Annotated in this window: 17 protein-coding genes; 13 read left to right on the top strand and 4 right to left on the bottom strand. The window is 62.8% G+C overall.

What is annotated here, in order from left to right:
* Positions 1 to 19: 19 nt before the first annotated feature.
* The 8 genes from gcvP (at position 20) to AC6JA3_RS16595 (ending at position 11862) form a co-directional block, all read left to right on the top strand.
* Positions 20 to 2866, top strand: coding sequence for an aminomethyl-transferring glycine dehydrogenase (gcvP, locus tag AC6JA3_RS16630; RefSeq protein WP_026548257.1), 2847 nt, complete (start codon positions 20 to 22; stop codon positions 2864 to 2866).
* Between the two features lie 13 nt (positions 2867 to 2879).
* Positions 2880 to 4013, top strand: a complete 1134-nt coding sequence (gcvT, locus tag AC6JA3_RS16625) for a glycine cleavage system aminomethyltransferase GcvT (protein ID WP_026548258.1) — start codon at positions 2880 to 2882, stop codon at positions 4011 to 4013.
* A 322-nt stretch (positions 4014 to 4335) separates the two neighbouring features.
* Positions 4336 to 4722 carry a glycine cleavage system protein GcvH gene (gene gcvH / locus AC6JA3_RS16620; protein ID WP_026542540.1) on the top strand — a complete coding sequence of 129 codons (387 nt, stop codon included), beginning with the start codon at positions 4336 to 4338 and terminating at the stop codon, positions 4720 to 4722.
* 698 nt (positions 4723 to 5420) lie between these two features.
* On the top strand, positions 5421 to 6833 hold the full coding sequence (locus tag AC6JA3_RS16615; RefSeq protein WP_347781799.1) for an L-serine ammonia-lyase: 1413 nt from the start codon (positions 5421 to 5423) through the stop codon (positions 6831 to 6833).
* A gap of 38 nt (positions 6834 to 6871) precedes the next feature.
* The gene (locus AC6JA3_RS16610; RefSeq protein ID WP_026543246.1) at positions 6872 to 7693 is read left to right on the top strand and encodes a DNA/RNA non-specific endonuclease; all 822 of its coding nucleotides are present in this window, start codon (positions 6872 to 6874) and stop codon (positions 7691 to 7693) included.
* 118 nt (positions 7694 to 7811) lie between these two features.
* On the top strand, positions 7812 to 8900 hold the full coding sequence (locus AC6JA3_RS16605) for a lipid II:glycine glycyltransferase FemX (protein ID WP_081733450.1): 1089 nt from the start codon (positions 7812 to 7814) through the stop codon (positions 8898 to 8900).
* Between the two features lie 130 nt (positions 8901 to 9030).
* Positions 9031 to 10347 carry a peptidoglycan bridge formation glycyltransferase FemA/FemB family protein gene (locus AC6JA3_RS16600; RefSeq protein ID WP_026543244.1) on the top strand — a complete coding sequence of 439 codons (1317 nt, stop codon included), beginning with the start codon at positions 9031 to 9033 and terminating at the stop codon, positions 10345 to 10347.
* Between the two features lie 27 nt (positions 10348 to 10374).
* Entirely contained in the window at positions 10375 to 11862 is a 1488-nt protein-coding gene (locus AC6JA3_RS16595; protein WP_347781798.1) for a threonine/serine exporter family protein, read from the top strand.
* A gap of 78 nt (positions 11863 to 11940) precedes the next feature.
* Here the strand turns inward: AC6JA3_RS16595 and AC6JA3_RS16590 are convergent, their stop codons facing one another.
* Both AC6JA3_RS16590 and AC6JA3_RS16585 read right to left on the bottom strand, forming a co-directional pair.
* Positions 11941 to 12780, bottom strand: coding sequence for a siderophore-interacting protein (locus tag AC6JA3_RS16590; RefSeq protein ID WP_347781797.1), 840 nt, complete (start codon positions 12778 to 12780; stop codon positions 11941 to 11943).
* 184 nt (positions 12781 to 12964) lie between these two features.
* Positions 12965 to 13732 (bottom strand): uracil-DNA glycosylase, encoded by a 768-nt coding sequence (locus AC6JA3_RS16585; RefSeq protein ID WP_347781796.1) that lies wholly within the window; start codon positions 13730 to 13732, stop codon positions 12965 to 12967.
* A gap of 124 nt (positions 13733 to 13856) precedes the next feature.
* Here AC6JA3_RS16585 and AC6JA3_RS16580 point away from each other — a divergent pair, with 124 nt between their 5' ends.
* The 5 genes from AC6JA3_RS16580 (at position 13857) to AC6JA3_RS16560 (ending at position 18490) form a co-directional block, all read left to right on the top strand.
* Positions 13857 to 14192: a DUF3263 domain-containing protein gene (locus AC6JA3_RS16580; RefSeq protein ID WP_026548264.1), complete on the top strand. Its 336-nt coding sequence runs from the start codon at positions 13857 to 13859 to the stop codon at positions 14190 to 14192.
* 49 nt (positions 14193 to 14241) lie between these two features.
* The gene (locus tag AC6JA3_RS16575; RefSeq protein ID WP_347781795.1) at positions 14242 to 14850 is read left to right on the top strand and encodes a LytR C-terminal domain-containing protein; all 609 of its coding nucleotides are present in this window, start codon (positions 14242 to 14244) and stop codon (positions 14848 to 14850) included.
* A 172-nt stretch (positions 14851 to 15022) separates the two neighbouring features.
* Positions 15023 to 15226 (top strand): cold-shock protein, encoded by a 204-nt coding sequence (locus tag AC6JA3_RS16570; protein WP_026543238.1) that lies wholly within the window; start codon positions 15023 to 15025, stop codon positions 15224 to 15226.
* A gap of 342 nt (positions 15227 to 15568) precedes the next feature.
* The gene (gene groL / locus AC6JA3_RS16565; protein WP_026543237.1) at positions 15569 to 17194 is read left to right on the top strand and encodes a chaperonin GroEL; all 1626 of its coding nucleotides are present in this window, start codon (positions 15569 to 15571) and stop codon (positions 17192 to 17194) included.
* 210 nt (positions 17195 to 17404) lie between these two features.
* Positions 17405 to 18490: an RNase H family protein gene (locus AC6JA3_RS16560; RefSeq protein ID WP_347781794.1), complete on the top strand. Its 1086-nt coding sequence runs from the start codon at positions 17405 to 17407 to the stop codon at positions 18488 to 18490.
* Positions 18491 to 18725: 235 nt separating this feature from the next.
* On the opposite strand, the gene AC6JA3_RS16555 is transcribed toward AC6JA3_RS16560, so the two are convergent.
* A complete protein-coding gene (locus tag AC6JA3_RS16555) occupies positions 18726 to 19016 on the bottom strand; it encodes a WXG100 family type VII secretion target (protein WP_026543235.1) in 291 nt (96 codons plus the stop codon).
* Between the two features lie 156 nt (positions 19017 to 19172).
* Entirely contained in the window at positions 19173 to 20639 is a 1467-nt protein-coding gene (locus tag AC6JA3_RS16550) for a sensor histidine kinase (RefSeq protein WP_223944771.1), read from the bottom strand.
* Position 20640: the final 1 nt, after the last annotated feature.

Below are 20640 nucleotides of genomic sequence, written 5' to 3'. Positions count from 1 at the left end.
CAAGTAATGGAGTTCCTTCGTGACGGTTAGTTCTGCCTCCACCACCTTCGTCGATCGGCATATTGGCGCCCGCCGCCAGTCCGAGATTGAGACCATGCTCAAGTCCGTCGGCTACGACACCGTCGATTCGCTGGTCGACACCGCCGTTCCGAACGATATCCGCCAGGATGTTGCCCTCACCCTGGAAAACGCGCTGAGCGAAGTCGAGGTTCTTGCCGAACTGCGCAAGCTCGCATCCAAGAACAAGACTGCCGTCCAGATGATCGGCCAGGGCTACTACGACACCGTGACGCCGCCGGTGATCCGCCGCAACATCCTTGAGTCCCCGGCCTGGTACACCGCCTACACCCCGTACCAGCCGGAAATCTCCCAGGGCCGCCTTGAAGCGCTGCTGAACTTCCAGACCATGGTCCAGGACCTGGTTGGCCTGCCCATCGCCAACGCCTCCCTGCTTGACGAAGCAACCGCCGTTGCCGAAGCCGTCCTCATGATGCGCCGCGCCAACAAGAACAAGGCTGTCCAGGACGGCAAGACCGTCCTCGATGCCGACTGCCTCCCGCAGACCATCGCCATCGTCAAGGGCCGCGCCGAAGCACTCGGCTTCGAGGTTGAGGTCGCCGATCTCTCCCTGGGCCTCCCGGAAGGCGCCATCAACGGCGTTGTCCTGCAGCAGCCCGGCGTTTCCGGCCGCGTGTTCGACCACTCTGCTGTCATTGCTGAAGCCAAGGAACGCGGCGCGCTGGTCACGGTCGCAGCCGACCTCCTCTCCCTGACGCTCATCACCCCTCCCGGTGAGCAGGGCGCCGATATTGCTGTTGGTTCCGCCCAGCGCCTGGGTGTTCCGCTGTTCTTCGGCGGCCCGCACGCGGCCTACATGGCCGTCCAGAAAGGCCTGGAGCGTTCCATGCCCGGCCGCCTGGTAGGCGTTTCCAAGGACGACGCCGGTGTCCCCGCCTACCGCTTGGCGCTGCAGACCCGCGAGCAGCACATCCGCCGCGAAAAGGCGACGTCCAACATCTGTACCGCGCAGGCGTTGCTGGCCATCGTGGCCTCGATGTACGCGGTCTATCACGGCCCGGAGGGTTTGAAGGCTATTGCCGAGACCGCCCACAGCCACGCCCGCACCCTTGCAGCATCACTGAAGGCTGCCGGCGTCGAGGTCCTTCACGGTTCCTTCTTCGATACCATCACCGTCCGCGTCCCGGGCAAGGCTGCAGAGGTCGTCGCTGCTGCCGAGGCCAAGGGCATCAATCTGCGCGGCGTTGACGCTGACACTGTTGGTATCTCTGTTGATGAGACCACCACTTCCGAGGTTGTTGCTGACGTCGCGGCGGTCTTCGGCGCTTCGGTTGCTGACGCCGCTGAAGGCTTCGCGCTTGAAGCTTCCGTGGAGCGCACCAGCGACTTCATGCAGCACCCGGTGTTCAACACGCACCGCTCCGAAACCCAGCTCCTGCGCTACATCCGCAAGCTTTCGGACCGGGACCTCGCGCTGGACCGCACCATGATCCCGCTGGGCTCGTGCACCATGAAGCTGAACGCCACCGCTGAGATGGAAGCCATTTCCTGGCCCGAGTTCGCCTCCATCCACCCGTTCGCTCCGGATTCCCAGACCGAGGGCTGGCGCGAACTCATCACCGACCTCGAATCCCAGCTGACCGAGATCACCGGCTACGACCAAGTGTCCATCCAGCCGAACGCCGGTTCCCAGGGAGAGCTCGCGGGCCTGCTGGCCATCCGTGGCTACCACCTGTCCCGTGGCGACGAGCAGCGCAACGTCTGCCTCATTCCCGCTTCCGCCCACGGCACCAACGCAGCCTCGGCAGTGCTGGCCGGCATGAAGGTTGTTGTGGTGGCCACGGCTGCTGACGGCACGATCGATCACGCGGACCTTGCCGCCAAGATCGAGGCCAACCGCGAGGTGTTGTCGGCCATCATGATCACCTACCCGTCCACGCACGGTGTGTACGATGCCGACGTTCGCGAAGTCTGCGACGCCATCCACGCAGCCGGCGGCCAGGTCTACATTGACGGCGCCAACCTCAACGCCCTGGTTGGGCTCGCCCAGCCGGGCAAGTTCGGCGGCGACGTGTCCCACCTGAACCTGCACAAGACGTTCTGCATCCCCCACGGCGGCGGCGGCCCGGGTGTTGGTCCCGTGGCAGCCAAGGCGCACCTTGCACCGTTCATGCCCGGCGATGCAGCCATCTGGACCGAAGGCAACGACGTCCCGATTTCGGCATCGCGTTTCGGTTCCGCCGGCGTCCTGCCCATCTCCTGGGCCTACGTGAAGCTCATGGGTGGCCAGGGCCTCACCGAGGCAACCAAGTCGGCGCTGCTGGCTGCGAACTACATCGCATCCCGCCTGAACGATCACTTCCCGGTCCTCTACACCGGCGAAGGCGGACTGGTGGCCCACGAGTGCATCCTGGACCTGCGCGAACTGACGGCCAAGACCGGCGTCACCGCTGAGGACGTTGCCAAGCGCCTGATCGACTTCGGCTTCCACGCCCCCACCCTGGCGTTCCCGGTTGCGGGCACCTTGATGGTGGAGCCCACCGAGTCCGAGGACCTTGCCGAGATCGACCGCTTCATCGAAGCCATGATCACCATCCGTGCCGAGATTGAGCAGGTTGCTCACGGCGATTTCTCCGTGCAGGATTCCCCGCTTCGCCGCGCGCCCCACACGGCTGCCGCCGTCGTAAGTTCCGAGTGGGACCGCGAGTACCCGCGCGAGCAGGCCGCCTTCCCCGTCCACCACCTCAAGCAGGACAAGTACTTCCCGCCGGTCGGCCGTATTGACGGCGCTGCAGGTGACCGCAACTTGGTGTGCTCCTGCCCGCCGATCGAAGACTTCGAGAACTAAGGGGTTCCGGAAAATGACAGAGAACTACACAGCTCTTTACGAAGAGCACAAGAAACTCGGCGCGTCCTTCACCGACTTCGGTGGCTGGCAGATGCCGCTCAAATACTCCTCGGAGTTGGCTGAGCACCACGCGGTCCGCAAGTCCGCAGGCCTGTTCGACCTCTCCCACATGGGCGAAGTCTGGGTCACCGGCCCCGAGGCAGCAGCATTCCTGGACTACGCCCTGGTGGGCAAAATCTCAGCCATGGCCATCGGCAAAGCCAAGTACTCGCTGATCTGCCAGGAAGACGGCGGAATCATCGACGACCTCATCGCCTACCGTCGCGGTGAGGAGAAGTTCCTCGTGGTACCGAACGCCGGAAACGCTGCGGTTGTTGCCGCAGCCCTTCTGGAGCGCGCCGCCGGTTTCGACGTCGTCGTTGAGGACGCATCCGCTGGGACCTCGCTGATTGCCGTTCAGGGACCCCTGGCTGAAGCGATCCTCCTCCGCCTGGTGCCCGCCGAACAACACGCGCTGGTCACCGACCTGAAGTACTACGCCGCGGTTGATGTTCCGTTCACGTTCGACGGCGGCACGCAGGACCTGCTGTTGGCCCGGACCGGGTACACCGGCGAAGACGGCTTTGAGATCTTTGTGGCCAACGAATCCGCAGCAGCCCTGTGGCAGGCCATCGCCGACGCTGCCGAAGACGGCGAACTCACTCCCGCCGGCCTGGCTTCCCGCGACTCCCTGCGCCTGGAAGCCGGCATGCCGCTCTACGGAAACGAGCTCTCCCGCGAAGGCAACCCCTTCGCAGCAGGACTCGGACCGGTGGTGGCTCTGTCCAAGGAAGGCGACTTCGTGGGCAAGGACGCACTCGCTGCCCTCAAGGCAGATGGTGCAGGCTCCACCAGCGGGCGCAAGCTCGTTGGCCTCAAGGGCCTGGGCCGCCGTGCCGGCCGAGGCCACTACCCGGTCCTCAAGGACGGCGCAGTGATTGGCGAAGTCACGTCCGGTCAGCCCAGCCCCACGCTCGGTTACCCGGTAGCGTTGGCGTATGTCGACGTCGCTTTCGCTGAGCCGGGAACTTCACTCGATGTTGATCTCCGCGGAAAGAGCGAGCCGTTCGAAGTCGTGGGACTGCCGTTCTACAAACGCCAAAAGTAAGCCGGAGCCGTACCCGACGGGTCGCCCAAAAGCCCGTCGGGTCCGGCATCCTCCGCGTGCTCGGTCGCGGGAACGCCCGCTGAGCGGACGTGACGCTCCCTTGGACGCACGCTTCCGGATCCCGGACTCGAAGGGGCCCGCGTAGTTCCGAAGGTCTGACTCGCGTGGCCGCGCGGTGGGGGAGCGGATTCCGGAAGCGTGCGTCAAAGCGACGGAGGAGCAGCACGCGGAGGAATTCGTTGCCCCACGCCCGCGAATCAGCCACGCTCACGGCCCAGACACGACACAATTAGATGTAGCCACTACACGTAAAGGAAACAGAATGCCCAAAGTAGCGCCCGAACTTCAGTACTCCGACGAGCACGAGTGGGTTTCCCGCGGCGAAGGGAACTCGGTATCCGTCGGTATTTCCGAGGTTGCCACCGACGCTCTGGGTGACATTGTGTACGTTGACCTGCCCGAGGTTGGCTCCACGGTGACCGCTGGCGAGACCTGTGGCGAAGTTGAGTCCACGAAGTCCGTCTCGGACCTGTACTCGCCGGTCACCGGCGAGGTCACGGAGATCAACGACGCCGTTGTCTCGGACCCCGCACTGATCAACAACGACCCCTACGGCGCCGGCTGGCTGTTCAAGGTCGCCGCCGAGTCCGACGGCCCGCTGCTGTCGGCCGAGGAATACGCCTCCAAGAATGGCGGAGACCTCTCCTAGGCCCTGCTCCTCTTAGCTGGCGCCCGTTGGGGCTGGCATCCTCCGCGTGCTCGGTCGCTTGGGCGCCCGCTGGGCGGACGCGAAGCTCCCTCAGACGCACGCTTCCGGACGCCGACCCCAAGTGCACCGGCCGATTCGTGGGTTTGCTGCTGGGGGTGCCGTGCGCATGGCATGTTTGGCAGCGAATCCCCGTAGTGGGCGTTGCAGCGTCCGAGCTTGGATGCCAGTCCCAGGTGGGGCTAGTTCGGGTTCCGGTGAGGTGTTGTTTGGCGTATTCGTGGGTTTGCTGCTGGGGGTGCCGTGCGCATGGCATGTTTGGCAGCGAATCCCCGTATTGGGCGTTGCAGCGGCCGAGCTTGGATGCCAGTCCCAGGTGGGGCCACGTCCGGGCTCCGGTGAGGTGTTGTTTGGCCGATTCGTGGGTTTGCTGCTGGGGGTGCCGTGCGCATGGCATGTTTGGCAGCGAATCCCCGTATTGGGCGTTGCAGCGTCCGAGCTTGGCCGATCGGGCAACCCCCACCACTCAAGCGCAGTGGCGTAGCGTGGGATTGTAGAACTGAATAAAATTGCGACGCCGGGTTGCCGCCTTTGGGGGCCATCCGGCGTCGTGCTTCGGCCGATCTCCGCCACAAGCGGGGGAGGCCATCCGGCAGGACCATCTGCCGGACCGTTTCAAACTGTATTAAGGAATCCCGACCATGGCTGTTGGTGTTTTCGATCTTTTTTCCGTGGGTATTGGTCCGTCGAGTTCGCATACTGTGGGGCCGATGCGGGCTGCTGCGGTGTTCGCCGGTGAGCTGAAGGACGCTGGTGTCCTGGGTTCGGTGGCGTCGTTGCGGGTGGATTTGTATGGGTCGTTGGCTGCGACGGGACGTGGCCACGGGACCATGACGGCCACGCTGTTGGGTTTGGAGGGGTATCACCCTGAGCTGATCCTGCCTGAGGAGGTGGAGGCGCGGTTGGCTGCTATTGCTGAGACCGGTGTGCTGAACCTGGCTGGTGCCTCTGGTGAGGGGGTGGAGCTGCCCTATGCGGTGGAGGACATGATTCTCCATCCGTTGACGGTGTTGCCGCGGCATACGAACGGGATGAAGTTTGCTGTCTCGGATGCTGAGGGAAACATCGTGCGGGAGGCGACGTTCTTCTCGGTTGGTGGCGGGTTCATTGTCCGTGAGGGTGAGGAGAACGCTGCGCAGCAGGAGTTGGAGGAGTCCAAGAAGGAGTTGCCGTTGCCGTTCCGGACGGCGGCGGAGTTGTTGGGCAGGTGTGCGTCCAAGGGGCTGGGGATCAGCGACATCATGTTCATTAATGAGCGGGCGTCCCGGTCCGAGGAGGAGATCCGGGAGGGTTTGCTGCATATCTGGTCCGTGATGGAGGCCTGTGTTGAAACCAGTTTGAAGCGTGAGGGTGTGCTCCCTGGCGGGTTGCGGGTCCGGCGTCGTGCTCCTGACTGGTTGGAGCGGCTGCTGAAGGAGGATAAGGACCGGAATGATCCGAAGTATTGGCAGGAGTGGGTGAACCTGATCGCGTTGGCGGTCAATGAGGAGAACGCTTCGGGCGGCCGGGTGGTGACGGCGCCGACCAATGGTGCTGCGGGGATCATCCCGGCGGTGTTGTATTACGCGTTGAATTACGCCCCGGGGATGGACAAGGCTTCCCAAAAGGATCGGGATGATGTGGTGGTGAAGTTCCTCCTGACTGCTGGTGCTGTGGGGGTTTTGTATAAGGAGCAGGCGTCCATTTCCGGTGCTGAGGTGGGGTGCCAGGGTGAGGTGGGGTCGGCGTCGTCGATGGCTGCTGCTGGTTTGGCTGAGGTGATGGGTGGTACGCCGGGGCAGGTGGAGAACGCGGCGGAGATCGCGATGGAACATAACCTGGGGTTGACGTGTGATCCGATCGGCGGGTTGGTGCAGATTCCGTGTATCGAGCGGAACGCCATTGCTGCGGCGAAGGCGATCAACGCGGCGAAGATGGCGTTGTGGGGTGATGGTACGCACCGGGTCTCGTTGGACGAGGTGATCGTGACCATGCGCGAAACGGGCAAGGACATGTCCGATAAATACAAGGAAACCGCGATGGGCGGCCTCGCCGTCAACGTCGTCGAATGCTGAGTCTGTTTACTGTCAGTGCCTAGTGCCATGCTGTATCCATGAGCGGGGGATACGACAGGGATTTTTTGCGGGCACGCCTTGAGCTGCCCAGTCCGTCGGCAACGACGATTCTGTTGGACTACATCCACTTCTCCGTGCGTTTCCGGGTGTCCCGGAAGCTCGCGGCGATCGTGGGAGTCAACATCAGCGGTGCCGAGCTGAACCCACTGGCCCGTGAGGGAACGTGGCACTTCGACGACAGGATTCCGCGGGAACAGCAGGCAGGCCCGGACGTTTACAAGAACAACGCCTTCGACCGCGGCCATCTGGTGCGGCGGTTGGATCCCGTCTGGGGAGATGCGGCTACCGCCAAGAAAGCCAACCAGGACACCTTCGTTTTCACCAACGCTGCCCCACAGGTGGACGACTTCAACCAAGGCAAAGAACTCTGGGTGGGGCTCGAGGACCACGTGCTGAGTCATGCGGATGCCCACGACGCCAAGATCAGCGTCTTCACGGGACCCGTGCTCCTGGACGATGACCAGCCTTACCGGGGCGTCCAAATCCCGCGCAAATTCTGGAAGATCGCCGCGTGGACCAACGATGCCAAGCTGGCTGCCGTGGGCTTCCTCCTGGACCAGTCGCCGCTCCTGGGCAAGGTCGAGCTGAAACGGGCCATCGATCAGCGCCTCCTCGAAGGAGAGCCACCTCCGCTGGGACCGTTCCGGACCTTCCAGGTTCCCATTGGGCAGATCGCAGACCTAACCGGGCTGAGCCTCAGCAGGCTTGCCAACGCGGACCGGCTCGTCAGCGGCCAGCGTGAACTGGGCAGGCAACCGAAGGCGATCGAGTTGGAGCGCCCGGACCAGATCCGTTTGTGAGCAACGGCAGATCTGCGCTTTTGCTCATAGACCAGCCGATTTCGCTTGGCCCGATAGACTTGGGGCTGCATGTCCGCATGCGTACCGAGCTTTTGAACACTGCACCAAACCCCTGAGATTGGACACGGCCACCTTGCGAGAATTTACCGCCCGCTTTGCCACCGCCGAGGAAATCGACAACTGGGACAAGCACGTCACGGCCAACCCGAACGGCGGCAACATGCTGCAGTCCGACGCCTACGCCGCAGTCAAGGACGGTAACGGCTGGTTGGTCCGCCGGCTCGTCATCGAAACCCAGGAATACAGCAGCTACAACTTGCTCCTCGAGAAGAAGTTCCCTGTCCTGGGCCGGCTCTGGTACCTGATCAAGGGCCCGGACGTTGCTGCTGTGGAAGACATCCAGCCCCTGCTGAAGGCCGTGGCTACTTTGGCCAAGGAACAGAAGATGAACGTCTTCACCATCAAGATAGAGCCCGACGTCGTGGAGTCACCTGAGGTGACTGCGCAACTGAAGGCCGCCGGGTTGGTCAAAGCGCCCAACATCCAATCCAACGACTCCACTGCCATTCTGGATATCTCGGCCCCGGCCAACGAAGTGCTCAGGAGCATCTCCTCGCGTGCACGCAACGCGGTCCGCAGGGCCGAGCGTGAAGGGTGCGAGGTTGTGCAGGGAGAGCCCGGCGAGGACAGTTACCGCAAGCTGTACGCCCTCATGCGGAACACCATGGACGCTAAAGGTGCCATGCCGCTGCGGAGCTACGAGTACTACGCAAAGTTCTGGGAAGAGTTCTGCAGCCGCGGGCAGGGCCACTTCTTCTTCGTCCATGAGGACGGCGCACCCAGTGTTGGTGCTTTCGTGATCAACTACGGATCAAAGGCCACGTACAAGGACGGTGGATCCACCCAGAACCGTAAGCAATACGGCGATTCACACCTGGCGCAGTGGGCCGCGATCCAGCGTATGCAGGAGCTCGGTTGCGTGGAGTACGACTTCTGCGGAACTCCGCCGGCCGCGCACATCAAGGACAAGTCCCATCCGCTTTATGGCTTGGGATCGTTCAAGACAAGCTTTACCAAGACCGTCACGGATTTTGTGGGTTGCTACGACCTCGTCCTGGGCCCTGTCCGCCACAAGCTGTGGGTCAAGGGTGCGGAGCGCATCTTCCGTCGGCTCGAGACCACGCGCACCGGCGGACAGTTCTACTAGGAGCCGGCCCCGGGCGACGCCACTCCACAAAGTCCCCAAGCTAAATTCAGGCCCGCCCCGGCCACCAACGGGTGCAAATCTACTGTTAGGTGAGGTAATTTCTTTGACTCCGATTGAGGCTGGAACCGACATGGAATTCGTGATTCTCAGTGACGCTGATTTCGAGACATTCGCCAAGGGACACCCGCAGGGCAGCTTCATTCAGTCCTTGGACCTCACGCGATTCCAGCGTGCCCGTGGCCAGGAAGTGGAACTCTTCGGAGTAACGCAGAACGGCGGCCTGATCGCTGCAGGAAAGCTGGTCTACACGGCCAACCGCCTGGGCTACAAGACCGCTGACTGCGCCAAGGGACCCCTGATGGACTACAGCGATCCCACCCTGGTGAGGTTCGTCGTCGAGCAGTTGAAGAAGCACGCGGCCGGCAAGAAGGCCGCCGAACTGCGGATCTCGCCCAACATCAGGTACATCGCCCGCGACGAAGAAGGCGCCGAGCACCCCGAAGTTGAGGACAACCGTCCGCTGCTGAAGGAATTCGAAGGCCTGGGCTTCAAGCACCAGGGCTTCGAGATGAACTTCGCCAACATCAACTGGATGTTCATCAAGCAGCTGGACGGGATCGCTGATTCCGAAGAGCTCATCATGGGCATGAACTACCGCACCCGCAAGGCCATCCGGAAAGCCGAGAAGAACGGCGTCTACCTGGAACAGGCAACGCTGGAGACGCTGGATGAGTTTTACAACGCACTGAGCACTGCCGGGGACGAGAAAGGCTTCACGTACCGCGAACGCGAGTACTACGAGCAACTGCTCCGCAACACCTCGGACGAGTTCACCAAGCTCATGATGGCCAAGATCAACATCCCTGAATACCGGGCCTCCATCACCGAACGGCTCGATGCCGAATCCAAGACCCTCGCAGACCTGAAGCGGGAAGTCGAGGAGACCGGCAGCAAGAAGAAGGCCAACAGGGTCAAGGTTGTCCAGGACCTCGTTGACAGTTACGAGCGCAGCCTCAAGGACATCGAGCGTTTCCCGGATTCAGTTGGCGTAGCCACTGTGGCCGCCATCCATTTTGCCTGCTCCGGCGAGGAACTGGTGTGCGTCATTGGCGGCACCGTGCAGGATTACATCTACTTCAACGGCGCTACTTCCCTCTACTGGGGCATGATGCTGCACGCCTTGAACAACGGATACTCGCGGTACAACTTCTATGGCACATTCGGCATCCAGGGCCAGGATGAAACCGGCCACGGAGGTTACGAGTTCAAGAAGGGCTTCGGCGGCGAAGTGGTCCAACTGGTGGGGGACTTCGTGGCCCCGGTCAATCCGGTCATCTTCCACGGATACCGCGCGGTCAGGAAGCTCGCAGGGGCCGCCCAGACAGTGCTGGGACGATTGCCACTTGAGAAATTGCCGGTAGTAGGAAAACTTCGGAGGAACCGCTAATCACACAAGCCAAGGGAGGATCACCGCGTGACTGAACGCCCCGACGGGTCCGCCAGCAGGCCCCATACTGACGGGTTGCCCAAAACGCAGCCGCTGCGGCCATCCCAGGTCCGGCAGAACGTCAACGCCAAACGCATGCTCATGCGCTTGGTCCAAGGTGACAGCCCGCCCACGGCACCCATGAACATCGTGGACCGGTTGGCAGGAAGCCCTTATGCCAACCCCACCATCCAGGTGGTGGGAGTGGATGCTTCCGCCCGCAAAACCATCGACTTCGCCCTGCATCTGGCCGAGGTCATGTTCCGCTACGGTGCCGGTGCCCTTGAGGTGGAGACCAGCATGATCGCCGTGACGGCGGCGCTGGGATTGAAGAACGTTGAAGTGGACATCACCAACCAGTCGGTGGCCATTAACTACGCACCCAAGGACCAGACACCCATCACGCTCCTGCGTGTTGTCCGCTCCTGGACCAACAACTACGCGGGGTTGGCGCAAGTGCACCAACTGGTGACTGACATTGTGGCCGGGGGCGTGGGGCGCGATGAAGCTGTGCGCCGCTTGAACGAGATCATCCGCAGCGCCAAGCCGTTCCCTCGCTGGATGGTCACCATTGCGTTCGGTATTTTCTCGGCCGTTTTCGTGGGCGTCCTTGGCGGTGGGCTGGGTGCGTCTGCTGTGGCTTTCTGCTCCAACATCTTGATCAGCCTGCTGTCACGGCAGTTGGCACGGTGGCGGACGGCGGACTTCTTCAACACCATGGCGTGCGCGTTCCTGGTCACCTTCATTGCCCTGATGCTGCGGTGGGCTGGTGTGGACATTGCTCCGTCCATTGTGGTTGCCGGTGGGATCCTGCTGCTCCTGCCAACGGGTCGCCTTGTCTCTTCTGTTCAAGATGCGATCAACGGCTTTCCTGTGACTGCGGCGGGTCGTTTCCTTTCCACGGCGTTGACGTTCGGTGCCATCGTGGCCGGTATCGGTGTGGCCGTGGTGGTCGGAACACTGATGGGCAGCGCCGTCCTGGACGTCACTGACACATTCCCCGACGCCTACCCCTTGTGGGGGAGGGCGATCCTGATCGCCATTGCGGTGGTGGCCATCGGCGTCACCGAACAAACGCAAATGCGCTTGTTATTCCCGACGGCGGCAGTCGGCTTGGTGGGCTTCTTCGTTTTGTGGGGGGCCGGCGCGGCCGGACTCGGCGATCGCTTGTCGCCCGCAGTGGCTGCGGTGGTGATCGGCCTGCTGGGCCGGGTAGTGGCGCTCAAGCTCGGTGCGCCGCAGCTGGTGGTTGCAGTTCCCGCCGCATTGATCCTGCTTCCCGGCCTCACCATCTTCCGGTCCATGTATGTTTTGACCGTTGAAGAGGGCGACATCCTCGTCGGTGCGGGCGGGATGCTCAACGCCGGGGCCATCGTGCTGGGAGTGGCCGCGGGCATCGTGCTCGGGGACAACCTGGCCAGGCCGCTGACGAAGGGCCTGTCCAGCAATGAACGGCGCAGGGTGCGCAGGCGCTGATGATCCAACGACGAAAGGCACCGCCTCCAGGCGGTGCCTTTCGTCGTTAATCGGCGCAGGTGGCGTTAGCGGGTGAGGCTAGATCTGTCCGACCGGAAGCTTTTTCTCGGCCTGAAACACTTCCTCCACGCGGCCCTGCGCCCAGTAGCCGGACAGTGAAACCTGGGAGCGCTCCAGCCCACGCTGTACGAAGAAAATCTCCCGCAGGCCTTTCATGTAGCCCCGCTCGCCGTGGGCGAAGACGTCCACCCGGCCGGGAAGCCATTCGGTGCTGCGCAGGGCCTCGAGCAGCAAGTCACTCGAACCTGCGGGTACTCCGTTGCGGTACAGCCAGTGCAGCTTGACCCCCGAGGGTGCCGAGATGGGGAGGATGTCCGCTTCGCTGTCCACCTCAAGGAAGACGGTTCCGCGGGCCTCAGGGGCAAGGGCCTCCACGCAGGCAGCGATGGCCGGGATCGCGGCGTCATCGCCGGCGAACAAGTACCAGTCGGCTTCCGGGGCCGGGTTGTAAGCGCCACCGGGACCCGTGAAGACCAACGAGTCGCCGGGTTTGGCCTCTGCTGCCCACGGACCTGCCAGGCCTTCATCGCCATGGACCACGAAATCAATGGCCAGCTCCCGGGCTTCCAGGTCCACCCAGCGGATGGTGTAGGTCCGGGTGTGCGGCCACAGTTCCCGCGGCATGGTCTCGCGGATGGCCCACAGGTCCAGGGGGAGCTGGTAGTCAACGCCGGGCTGGGGGAAGACGATCTTGACGTAGCGGTCCACGTACTGGTTGTTCGCGTAGTCGCCGAAGCCCGGTCCGCCGGCCACGATCCGCACCATGTGTGGTGAAAGGCGTTCGTTCCGCAGGACTGTCAGGTTGACCTGCGGGCGTGTTGTGCGGGTGGCGGACGAAGTGACAGGGAGAGCAGTCATATAGGTAAGCCTAAGCTAATTACCTGCACGTCTGCTGGGGATGAGTCGAAGGTTACACGCCCTCTTGCATGTCCCAGGTGCTTGGGCCGGACCCTCTTGCATGTCCCGAGTGCTTCGGGAGCCAGGTGAGTGAGCGTTGGGTTTGAAGGGCTTGGGATGTGAGTGAGCGTTTCAGGACGAGCGGTTACAAGACAGGCAGTTCCCAGTTGACCGGGTGGGCTCCCTGTTCGAGAAGCAGCTCATTGCTGCGGCTGAACGGCTTGGAACCGAAGAAGCCGCGGGAAGCGGAGAGGGGACTGGGGTGGGCGGAGACGATCGAGGGCGCTCCTTCGAGCAGCGGCACGACGCCCTCGGCGTCCTTCCCCCAGAGAATGGCCACCAACGGACTACGGTGCCCCGCGCCGTCGGTACGGTTGACGACGGCGGTAACTGCCGCCGTCGTGATGGCCTCCCATCCTTTGCCACGATGTGAGCCGGCATCTCCGGCTTTGACGCTGAGGACGCGGTTCAGCAGCAGGACGCCTTGATCCGTCCAGGCGCTGAGGTCGCCGTGGACCCGGGGTGGCAGGCCAAGGTCGTCGTGGAGTTCGCGGTAGATGTTGGCCAGGCTTCGCGGGATGGGTCGCGTTTGCCGCGACACCGCAAAGGAAAGGCCGACGGCGTGTCCCGGCGTGGGGTACGGGTCCTGCCCAAGGATCAGCACTTTGACGTCGGCCAACGGTTGCTGGAAGGCGCGCAGAAGGTTGTTGGCGGCCGGAAGGACGTGGGCCCCGCTCTTGGCTTGGCCCGCCACAAAGGCCAAGGCGCTGCGAAGCTGGCCTTCTACAGGGCGGAGGGCGTCGGCCCAGTCCGGGGCCATCAGCTCTTCCAGCGGGCGATCGGGCAGCCCGGCGAAACCGGCCTCCCCCAGGTCGGTCGGCTCAAGGTCAAAGAGTGCATCCTCGCCATTCACTCCGCCATTGTCTCCCGCGCGTGCCCGGCCCGGCGAATGACAGTGTTGGCGAATGACAGCGTTGTTATTCGCCCGTAACATGGGGGTAGGACATTTTCCCCAACAAGCGTCGAAGGAGTATGCCGTGGCAGAGCCCGCACCGGAACCAATGGCGCCGCAGTCAGGTGGTTTTGCCCTCCAAGACCTTGCGGCCGGGACCCGCAGCGACTCGCCGCTCAGCGAACGGGACCAGCAGATGCTGGCCCTGGAACGGCAGTGGTGGAAGTACTCAGGGGCCAAGGAACAAGCGATCCGCGAGCTGTTCGATCTCTCGGCTACACACTATTACCAGATCCTGAACGCACTGATCGATACTGAAGACGCGTTGGCCCACGATCCCATGCTCGTCAAGAGATTGCGTAGACTACGTACGTCCCGCCAGCGCGCGCGGACGGCACGTCGCTTGGGGTCCGACGCGTAAATCGCCAGGCTGATCTGTCAGCAGCAACCAGCAAGGACATCGCTTCACCATGACCAAATATGCCAAGGACGAATTCGACCAGGTCCCGCAGAACACCTCCCGGCAGGGCGTTCACCGTGACGCCCAGGAGACTGCGCGTCCCACACTGTGGCCGGTCCTGACCGTTGGGGCGGTGGCCCTGGTCCTCGGACTGGTGGCCTTCCTGGTCCTGCCAAACCTCGGCGTAGTAGCTCCCACTGCAGCGCCCAGTGTCTCGACGCCGGCGCCTCAGCAAAGCGATGCGACGCCTTCTGCTGCTCCGAGCGAATCCAGCAGTGCGCCGTCTGCTTCCAGTGAACCCGCCCCGTCCGAGAGCCCTTCGGCAACCACATCTTCCGCTCCCGTGGACAAGACCACCCCCGTCGCGGTCTATAACGGAGCAGGCACTGCAGGTTTGGCGGGCCGGGTGGCCGGCCTGGTGCAAGCAGATGGCTGGACATTGGGCACGGTGGGCAACTGGGGCGGACTGCCGCAGCAGACGTCCGTCATCTTCTACAACACGCCCGGGCAGAAGGCCAACGCCGAGGCGCTCGGCGCGTTGCTGGGAATCCAGTCGGTTGTTGAATCGCCTGAAATCCAGCAGCCCTTGGTGGTTGTGGCAGGACCTGGCTACCAGTAGCCCTCCGGCCCGTCCCAAGGCCCCAAAGCCCCAACTCGGTTAAGCCTCAATAACAAAACCCATGCCCTGGCCCTCCGTGGGAGCGCCGGCAGAGTGACTGTGGTTACAGTGGATTAGATCCGGTACGGAGATCCCGGCAACCGGTCTTGGCTACTGCGAAAGTGTGGGCATCATGGCATTGGGAACCGTCAAATGGTTCAACGCCGAAAAAGGCTACGGATTCATCACAGTGGATGAATCGGGTGACGACGTCTTTGTGCACTGGTCATCCATTCAAATGGACGGATTCCGTGCCCTTGAAGAGGGCCAGCGGGTCGAATTTGAACTGGGCGAGGGGCAGAAGGGGCCGCAAGCCGAAGGCGTGCGCGTCGCGTAGCGCCAGGCCGGCTTCCGCATCATCCGGGTCAGCCCTCGGCATCCGGGTCAGCCCTCGGCTGAAAGCCCTGTGTTTATAGAGCAAAATGGCATCTCTGCTTGCACTCTCCCCGGCCGAGTGCTAATTATTGATTTAGCACTCCTATGGTTCGACTGCTAAGTCCAGGCCGGTTTACTCCGGGGCTGGGCAGCGTCCGTTCCAGCGGAGGATCAAGAAACACCTTGGTGGGGTGAGGTCCGGAGCGCGGGGCATACAGAGGCCGCGGGCAAGGGACCGTCCGTCGCGGGCACCCCATCTGACAGGTACCTTCTTAACGACTGTCCCGAAAGGACTACCGCCGTTATGGCCAAGATCATTGCATTTGATGAAGAGGCACGCCGCGGCCTCGAGCGGGGCCTGAACATCCTCGCAGACGCCGTCAAGGTCACCCTCGGCCCGCGTGGACGCAACGTCGTCCTCGAAAAGAAGTGGGGCGCCCCCACGATCACCAACGATGGTGTTTCCATCGCCAAGGAGATCGAACTGGACGACCCCTACGAGAAGATCGGTGCAGAACTGGTCAAGGAAGTTGCCAAGAAGACGGATGACGTCGCTGGCGACGGTACTACCACTGCAACCGTCCTCGCCCAGGCACTGGTGAAGGAAGGCCTGCGCAACGTTGCCGCCGGCGCCGACCCGCTGTCCCTCAAGCGCGGCATCGAGAAGGCTGTTGAGGCAGTCATCAACGAACTGCTGTCTTCCGCCAAGGAAATCGAAACCAAGGAAGAGATCGCAGCTACGGCTTCCATCTCCGCCGGTGACCCGGAAATCGGCAGCCTGATCGCCGAAGCCCTGGACAAGGTGGGCAAGGAAGGCGTTATCACGGTCGAGGAATCCAACACCTTCGGCCTGGAGCTCGAACTCACCGAGGGCATGCGCTTCGACAAGGGTTACATCTCCGCTTACTTCGTCACCGACGCTGAGCGCCAGGAAACGGTCCTCGAGGACCCGTACATCCTGATCGTCAACTCCAAGATCTCCAACGTGAAGGAACTCGTCACGGTTCTGGAGAAGGTCATGCAGTCCAACAAGCCGCTGCTGATCATCGCCGAAGACATCGAGGGCGAGGCCCTGGCCACCCTGATCGTCAACAAGATCCGTGGCACCTTCAAGTCCGTCGCCGTCAAGGCTCCGGGCTTCGGTGACCGCCGCAAGGCACAGCTGGCCGACATCGCCATCCTCACCGGTGGTCAGGTCATCTCCGAAGAAGTTGGCCTCAAGCTCGAAAACGCCGGCCTCGAACTCCTCGGCACCGCCCGCAAGGTTGTTGTCACCAAGGACGAGACCACCATCGTTGAAGGTGCCGGCGACGCAGAGCAGATCGCAGGCCGCGTGGCCCAGATCCGCGCTGAGATCGAGAACTCCGATTCCGACTACGACCGCGAGAAGCTGCAGGAGCGCCTGGCCAAGCTGGCCGGCGGCGTTGCAGTTATCAAAGCCGGTGCCGCAACCGAGGTTGAGCTCAAGGAACGCAAGCACCGCATTGAGGACGCAGTCCGCAACGCAAAGGCTGCCGTTGAAGAAGGCATCGTTGCCGGTGGTGGCGTTGCCCTCATCCAGGCCGGTGCCAAGGCATTCGCCAACCTCACCCTCGAAGGTGACGAGGCAACCGGTGCCAACATCGTCAAGGTTGCCATCGACGCTCCGCTGAAGCAGATCGCCTTCAACGCCGGCCTCGAGCCGGGCGTTGTGGTGGACAAGGTTCGCGGCCTGCCTTCGGGCCACGGCCTGAACGCTGCCACGGGCGTCTACGAAGACCTTCTGGCTGCCGGCGTGAACGACCCCGTAAAGGTCACCCGCTCGGCTCTCCAGAACGCTGCTTCCATCGCTGGTCTCTTCCTGACCACCGAGGCTGTAGTTGCTGACAAGCCCGAGAAGAACGCTCCGGCTCCCGGCGGCGACGACATGGGCGGCATGGGCGGCTTCTAAGCCCCTCTGCTGTAGCAATACAGCGCCCAGGCGTCACGCTTTAGAGTAAACGACGGCGGTCCCCACCTTTTGGTGGGGGCCGCTGTTTTGTTATGCGCACCCAAGTAGGTAGCAGTACATGCCGTTAAGAGCGCTCAAAAGGGCATCTACTGCACCTACTTGGGTGTTATCACGGATTCAGTGTCGGTGGGGTCTGGCAGGATTAACGTTATGACGATTATTGCTGCCGCCGACGGGTCCGCCCTCGGCAATCCTGGGCCGGCCGGTTGGGCCTGGTACGTTGATGACTCCTGTTGGCGCGCAGGAGGTTGGCCGCATGGCACCAACAACCAGGGTGAGCTCATGGCTGTCCTGGACCTCTTCCGATCCACGGCGCACGTGCCGGAGGAAGAGCTGCTGATCCTTTGCGACAGCCAGTACGTCATCAACTGCATCAGCAAGTGGATGCCAGGCTGGAAACGCAAAGGCTGGCGCAAAGCCGACGGCAAGCCTGTGTTGAACGTGGACCTTCTCAAGGACATCGACCAGGCGATAGTTGGCCGCAAGTACACCTTCGAATGGGTCAAAGGACATGCCGGGCACGACCTCAACGAGGCAGCCGATGAGCGGGCACGGGCTGCAGCGACGGCCTTCCAGCAGGGTGTCGCGCACCGGAGCGGCCCCGGCTTCCCGGGCGCGCAGGGGCAGGACCACGAGCTCGTGAAAGCCTCCGCGCCGGGTGGAACGCAGACCTCCGCGCAGGGCGGACCGCAGAACCTTACGCAGGCAGGGGTTCCAGCGCCGGCGCCGGCGCTGGTTCCGGTACAGGTGCCGGCGCAGGGCCGGGCAGCCTCCAGCCCTGCCAGGAGTGAACGCAGCTCCCGACCACATTTTGAGCCGACGCTCTTCGGAGAATCAGGCCTCTTTGGCCAACCGGATCTTTTCAGTGAACTCGAGGATGCTTCCACCCAGGAGCTCTCCGCCGAAGAGACAGTGCTTGCCTTGGAGCGGGAACTTCTTCGGCCCGATGTTCGCGCCGACATTGGCAGGATCGGTGTGCTGCTCCACCCCGACTTTGCCGAGATTGGCAGCTCGGGACGGTTCTGGACGCGGGACGCCATGATGATGGCCCTGGAAGAGGACCCCGGCGAACCCACTGAGCTTGAACTGCTCAGCGCCGATCGTCTCAGCGAAAACACCATTTTGCTGAACTATCGCAGCTTCTCCCACACGGGCTCGGCACTGCGCAGCTCCGTCTGGATATTGGACCGCGGTCAATGGAGGCTCCGGTTCCATCAGGGGACGCTGGAAAGCTAGGGTTTTTGAACGTCCAGGCACCGAAGGGCCCGGCTTTGTCACCTGCCCACTTACAACCTGCTGGCTGATGACCTGATGACGTGATGGCCTGCTGGCTGATGATCTGATGACCTACAGACCGAAGTCCTACTGACCGAAGTCCTGCTGGCCGAAGTCCTACTGACCTATGACCTGCGGAGCCGGCATGCACAGGGGGAAGACAGCCGGCCCCGCAGGAGCTCGTAGGGAAAGGCGCTCAGTAGGCGAAGCGCTGCGTGTTTCCTTGCTCCACCTCGGAGTAACTTGTGGCGGCCGAAGCCAATGCCAGATTGATGGATGCCAAGGAGTCCTCAACCTTTCCCTGGGTAACTGACCATTCAAGGACCAAGGACCGGAAGTTGGTGGCGGCGGATCCCCGCCACGTTGCCTCCAGCTCGTCCAGGCCGCGCTTCATGGCCAACACATCGGAGCTGATGCGATCTACGGTTCCTTTTACGTTGGCCGATTTGAGCTGAAGCAACTCGGTATCGACGGAGATGACGCTCATGGGTGGTGCCTTTCGACGAAGATGTTCCGCTCATCGCGGTGGGATGCGTGGGCCACAACATTGAGCCTAGGCACCCGCCGGTAGCCCCGGAACACAGCTTCGCCGCTATGTGGACAACTGCCGGACAGCAGGGGTATGTGGACAACGGCCCCAGCGTTAGTTGGATACCAACTCTGCCGGCTCTTCGCGGAACGGAAGGCTGACCTCCATGGTTGCGCCTCCGCCTTCGGTCTCCGTGACCCGCACGGTACCTCCATGCGAGCCAACAATGGCGGCAACAATGGCCAGGCCCAGGCCGCTGCCACCGGTCTCGCGGGTCCGGGAGGTGTCGGCGCGGTAGAAACGCTCGAAGATCTTGTTGGTTTCCGCGTCCGGAATACCGGGCCCATGATCCCGGATCTCTATGACCGAGAACGTTCCCGAAGCAGTAGTTCGAACACCGACAGCCAGCTCAATGGGGCTGCCCTCGGGCGTGTACCGCAGCGCGTTGCCCACCAGGTTGCCGATGACTTGGCGCAGTTTGGCCTCGTCGCCCTGGACGGGAGCAGCGGTGGGGGAGTCGCCGTCGAGTCCTGTGAGGGTGATGCGACGGTCTCCGGAGGAGGCCTTGGTGTCCACCACGGCGTCATGGGCAAGGAGTTGCAGGTCCACTGGCTTGAGTTGAAGCGGACGCTGCTCGTCCAGGCGTGCCAGCATCAACAGGTCCTCCACCATGGAGCCCATCCGCTTGGCTTCGCTCTCGATCCTGCCCATGGCCATCGCGACGTCTTCCTCGCTGGTCAGCGCACCGTGGCGGTACAGCTCAGAGAAGCCACGGATGGTCACCAAGGGGGTGCGCAGTTCGTGGGAGGCATCGGCTGCGAAGCGGCGCATCCGCCCTTCGGAAGCTGCCCGGGCTGCGAAGGAGGCTTCAATATGGGCCAGCATGGCATTCAGGGAACCGCCGAGCCGGCCGACTTCGGTGTGGGGGTTGTCTACGTCCACACGCCGGGACAGATCGCCCGCGGCAATGGCGGCGGCCGTTTTCTCCACCTTGGCCAACGGACGGAAGGACCGGGCAACAGTCCACGTGGCGATGAAGAACGCCAATACCAGCGTCAAAAGGCCAACGCCCACCACCACCAGGACCGCATGTTCCATCACTTTGTCCACCGGGCTAAGAGGCAGCCCGATGATGACCACGCCGCTTTGACCGCTGGTAACCACGACGCCCAATGCAATCACACGCCAGTTCGTGCCGGCTGTGCCTTTGACTTGGAAAGGGGTTGTGCCGCGCTGCCTGGCTTCAGTAGGAGTGATATTGGGGATCGCGGGACGGTCAGTTTGGCTGCCACCCAAGGGATAAGGATCAAAGCCGTCGACGTACAGCGTGAGCGAGTAGTCCGTGGGTACGGCAGAGCCGCTGGGTGCGATGGGGTCCGGCTGAGTGGGATTCAGGAAGGACTTCTCGTTCTGCGCCAAGGCGACCGCGGCCTTGAGTTTGTCATCCACCTGGCCTTGCAGGTAGCTCTTGACGAGCGTGAGCGTTCCCGCACCTGTGGCCGCCAAGGCCAACAGCAGCAGGCCCATAATGATGGCGACGAGTTGGGACCTCAGGGACGCCGATTTCCAGCGTTGCAGCAAG

The sequence above is a fragment of the Arthrobacter sp. TmtSoilC79 genome (assembly GCF_059739405.1).
Note: the sequence above shows the minus strand (reverse complement) of the source record. Positions and strands in the feature narration are given on the sequence as shown.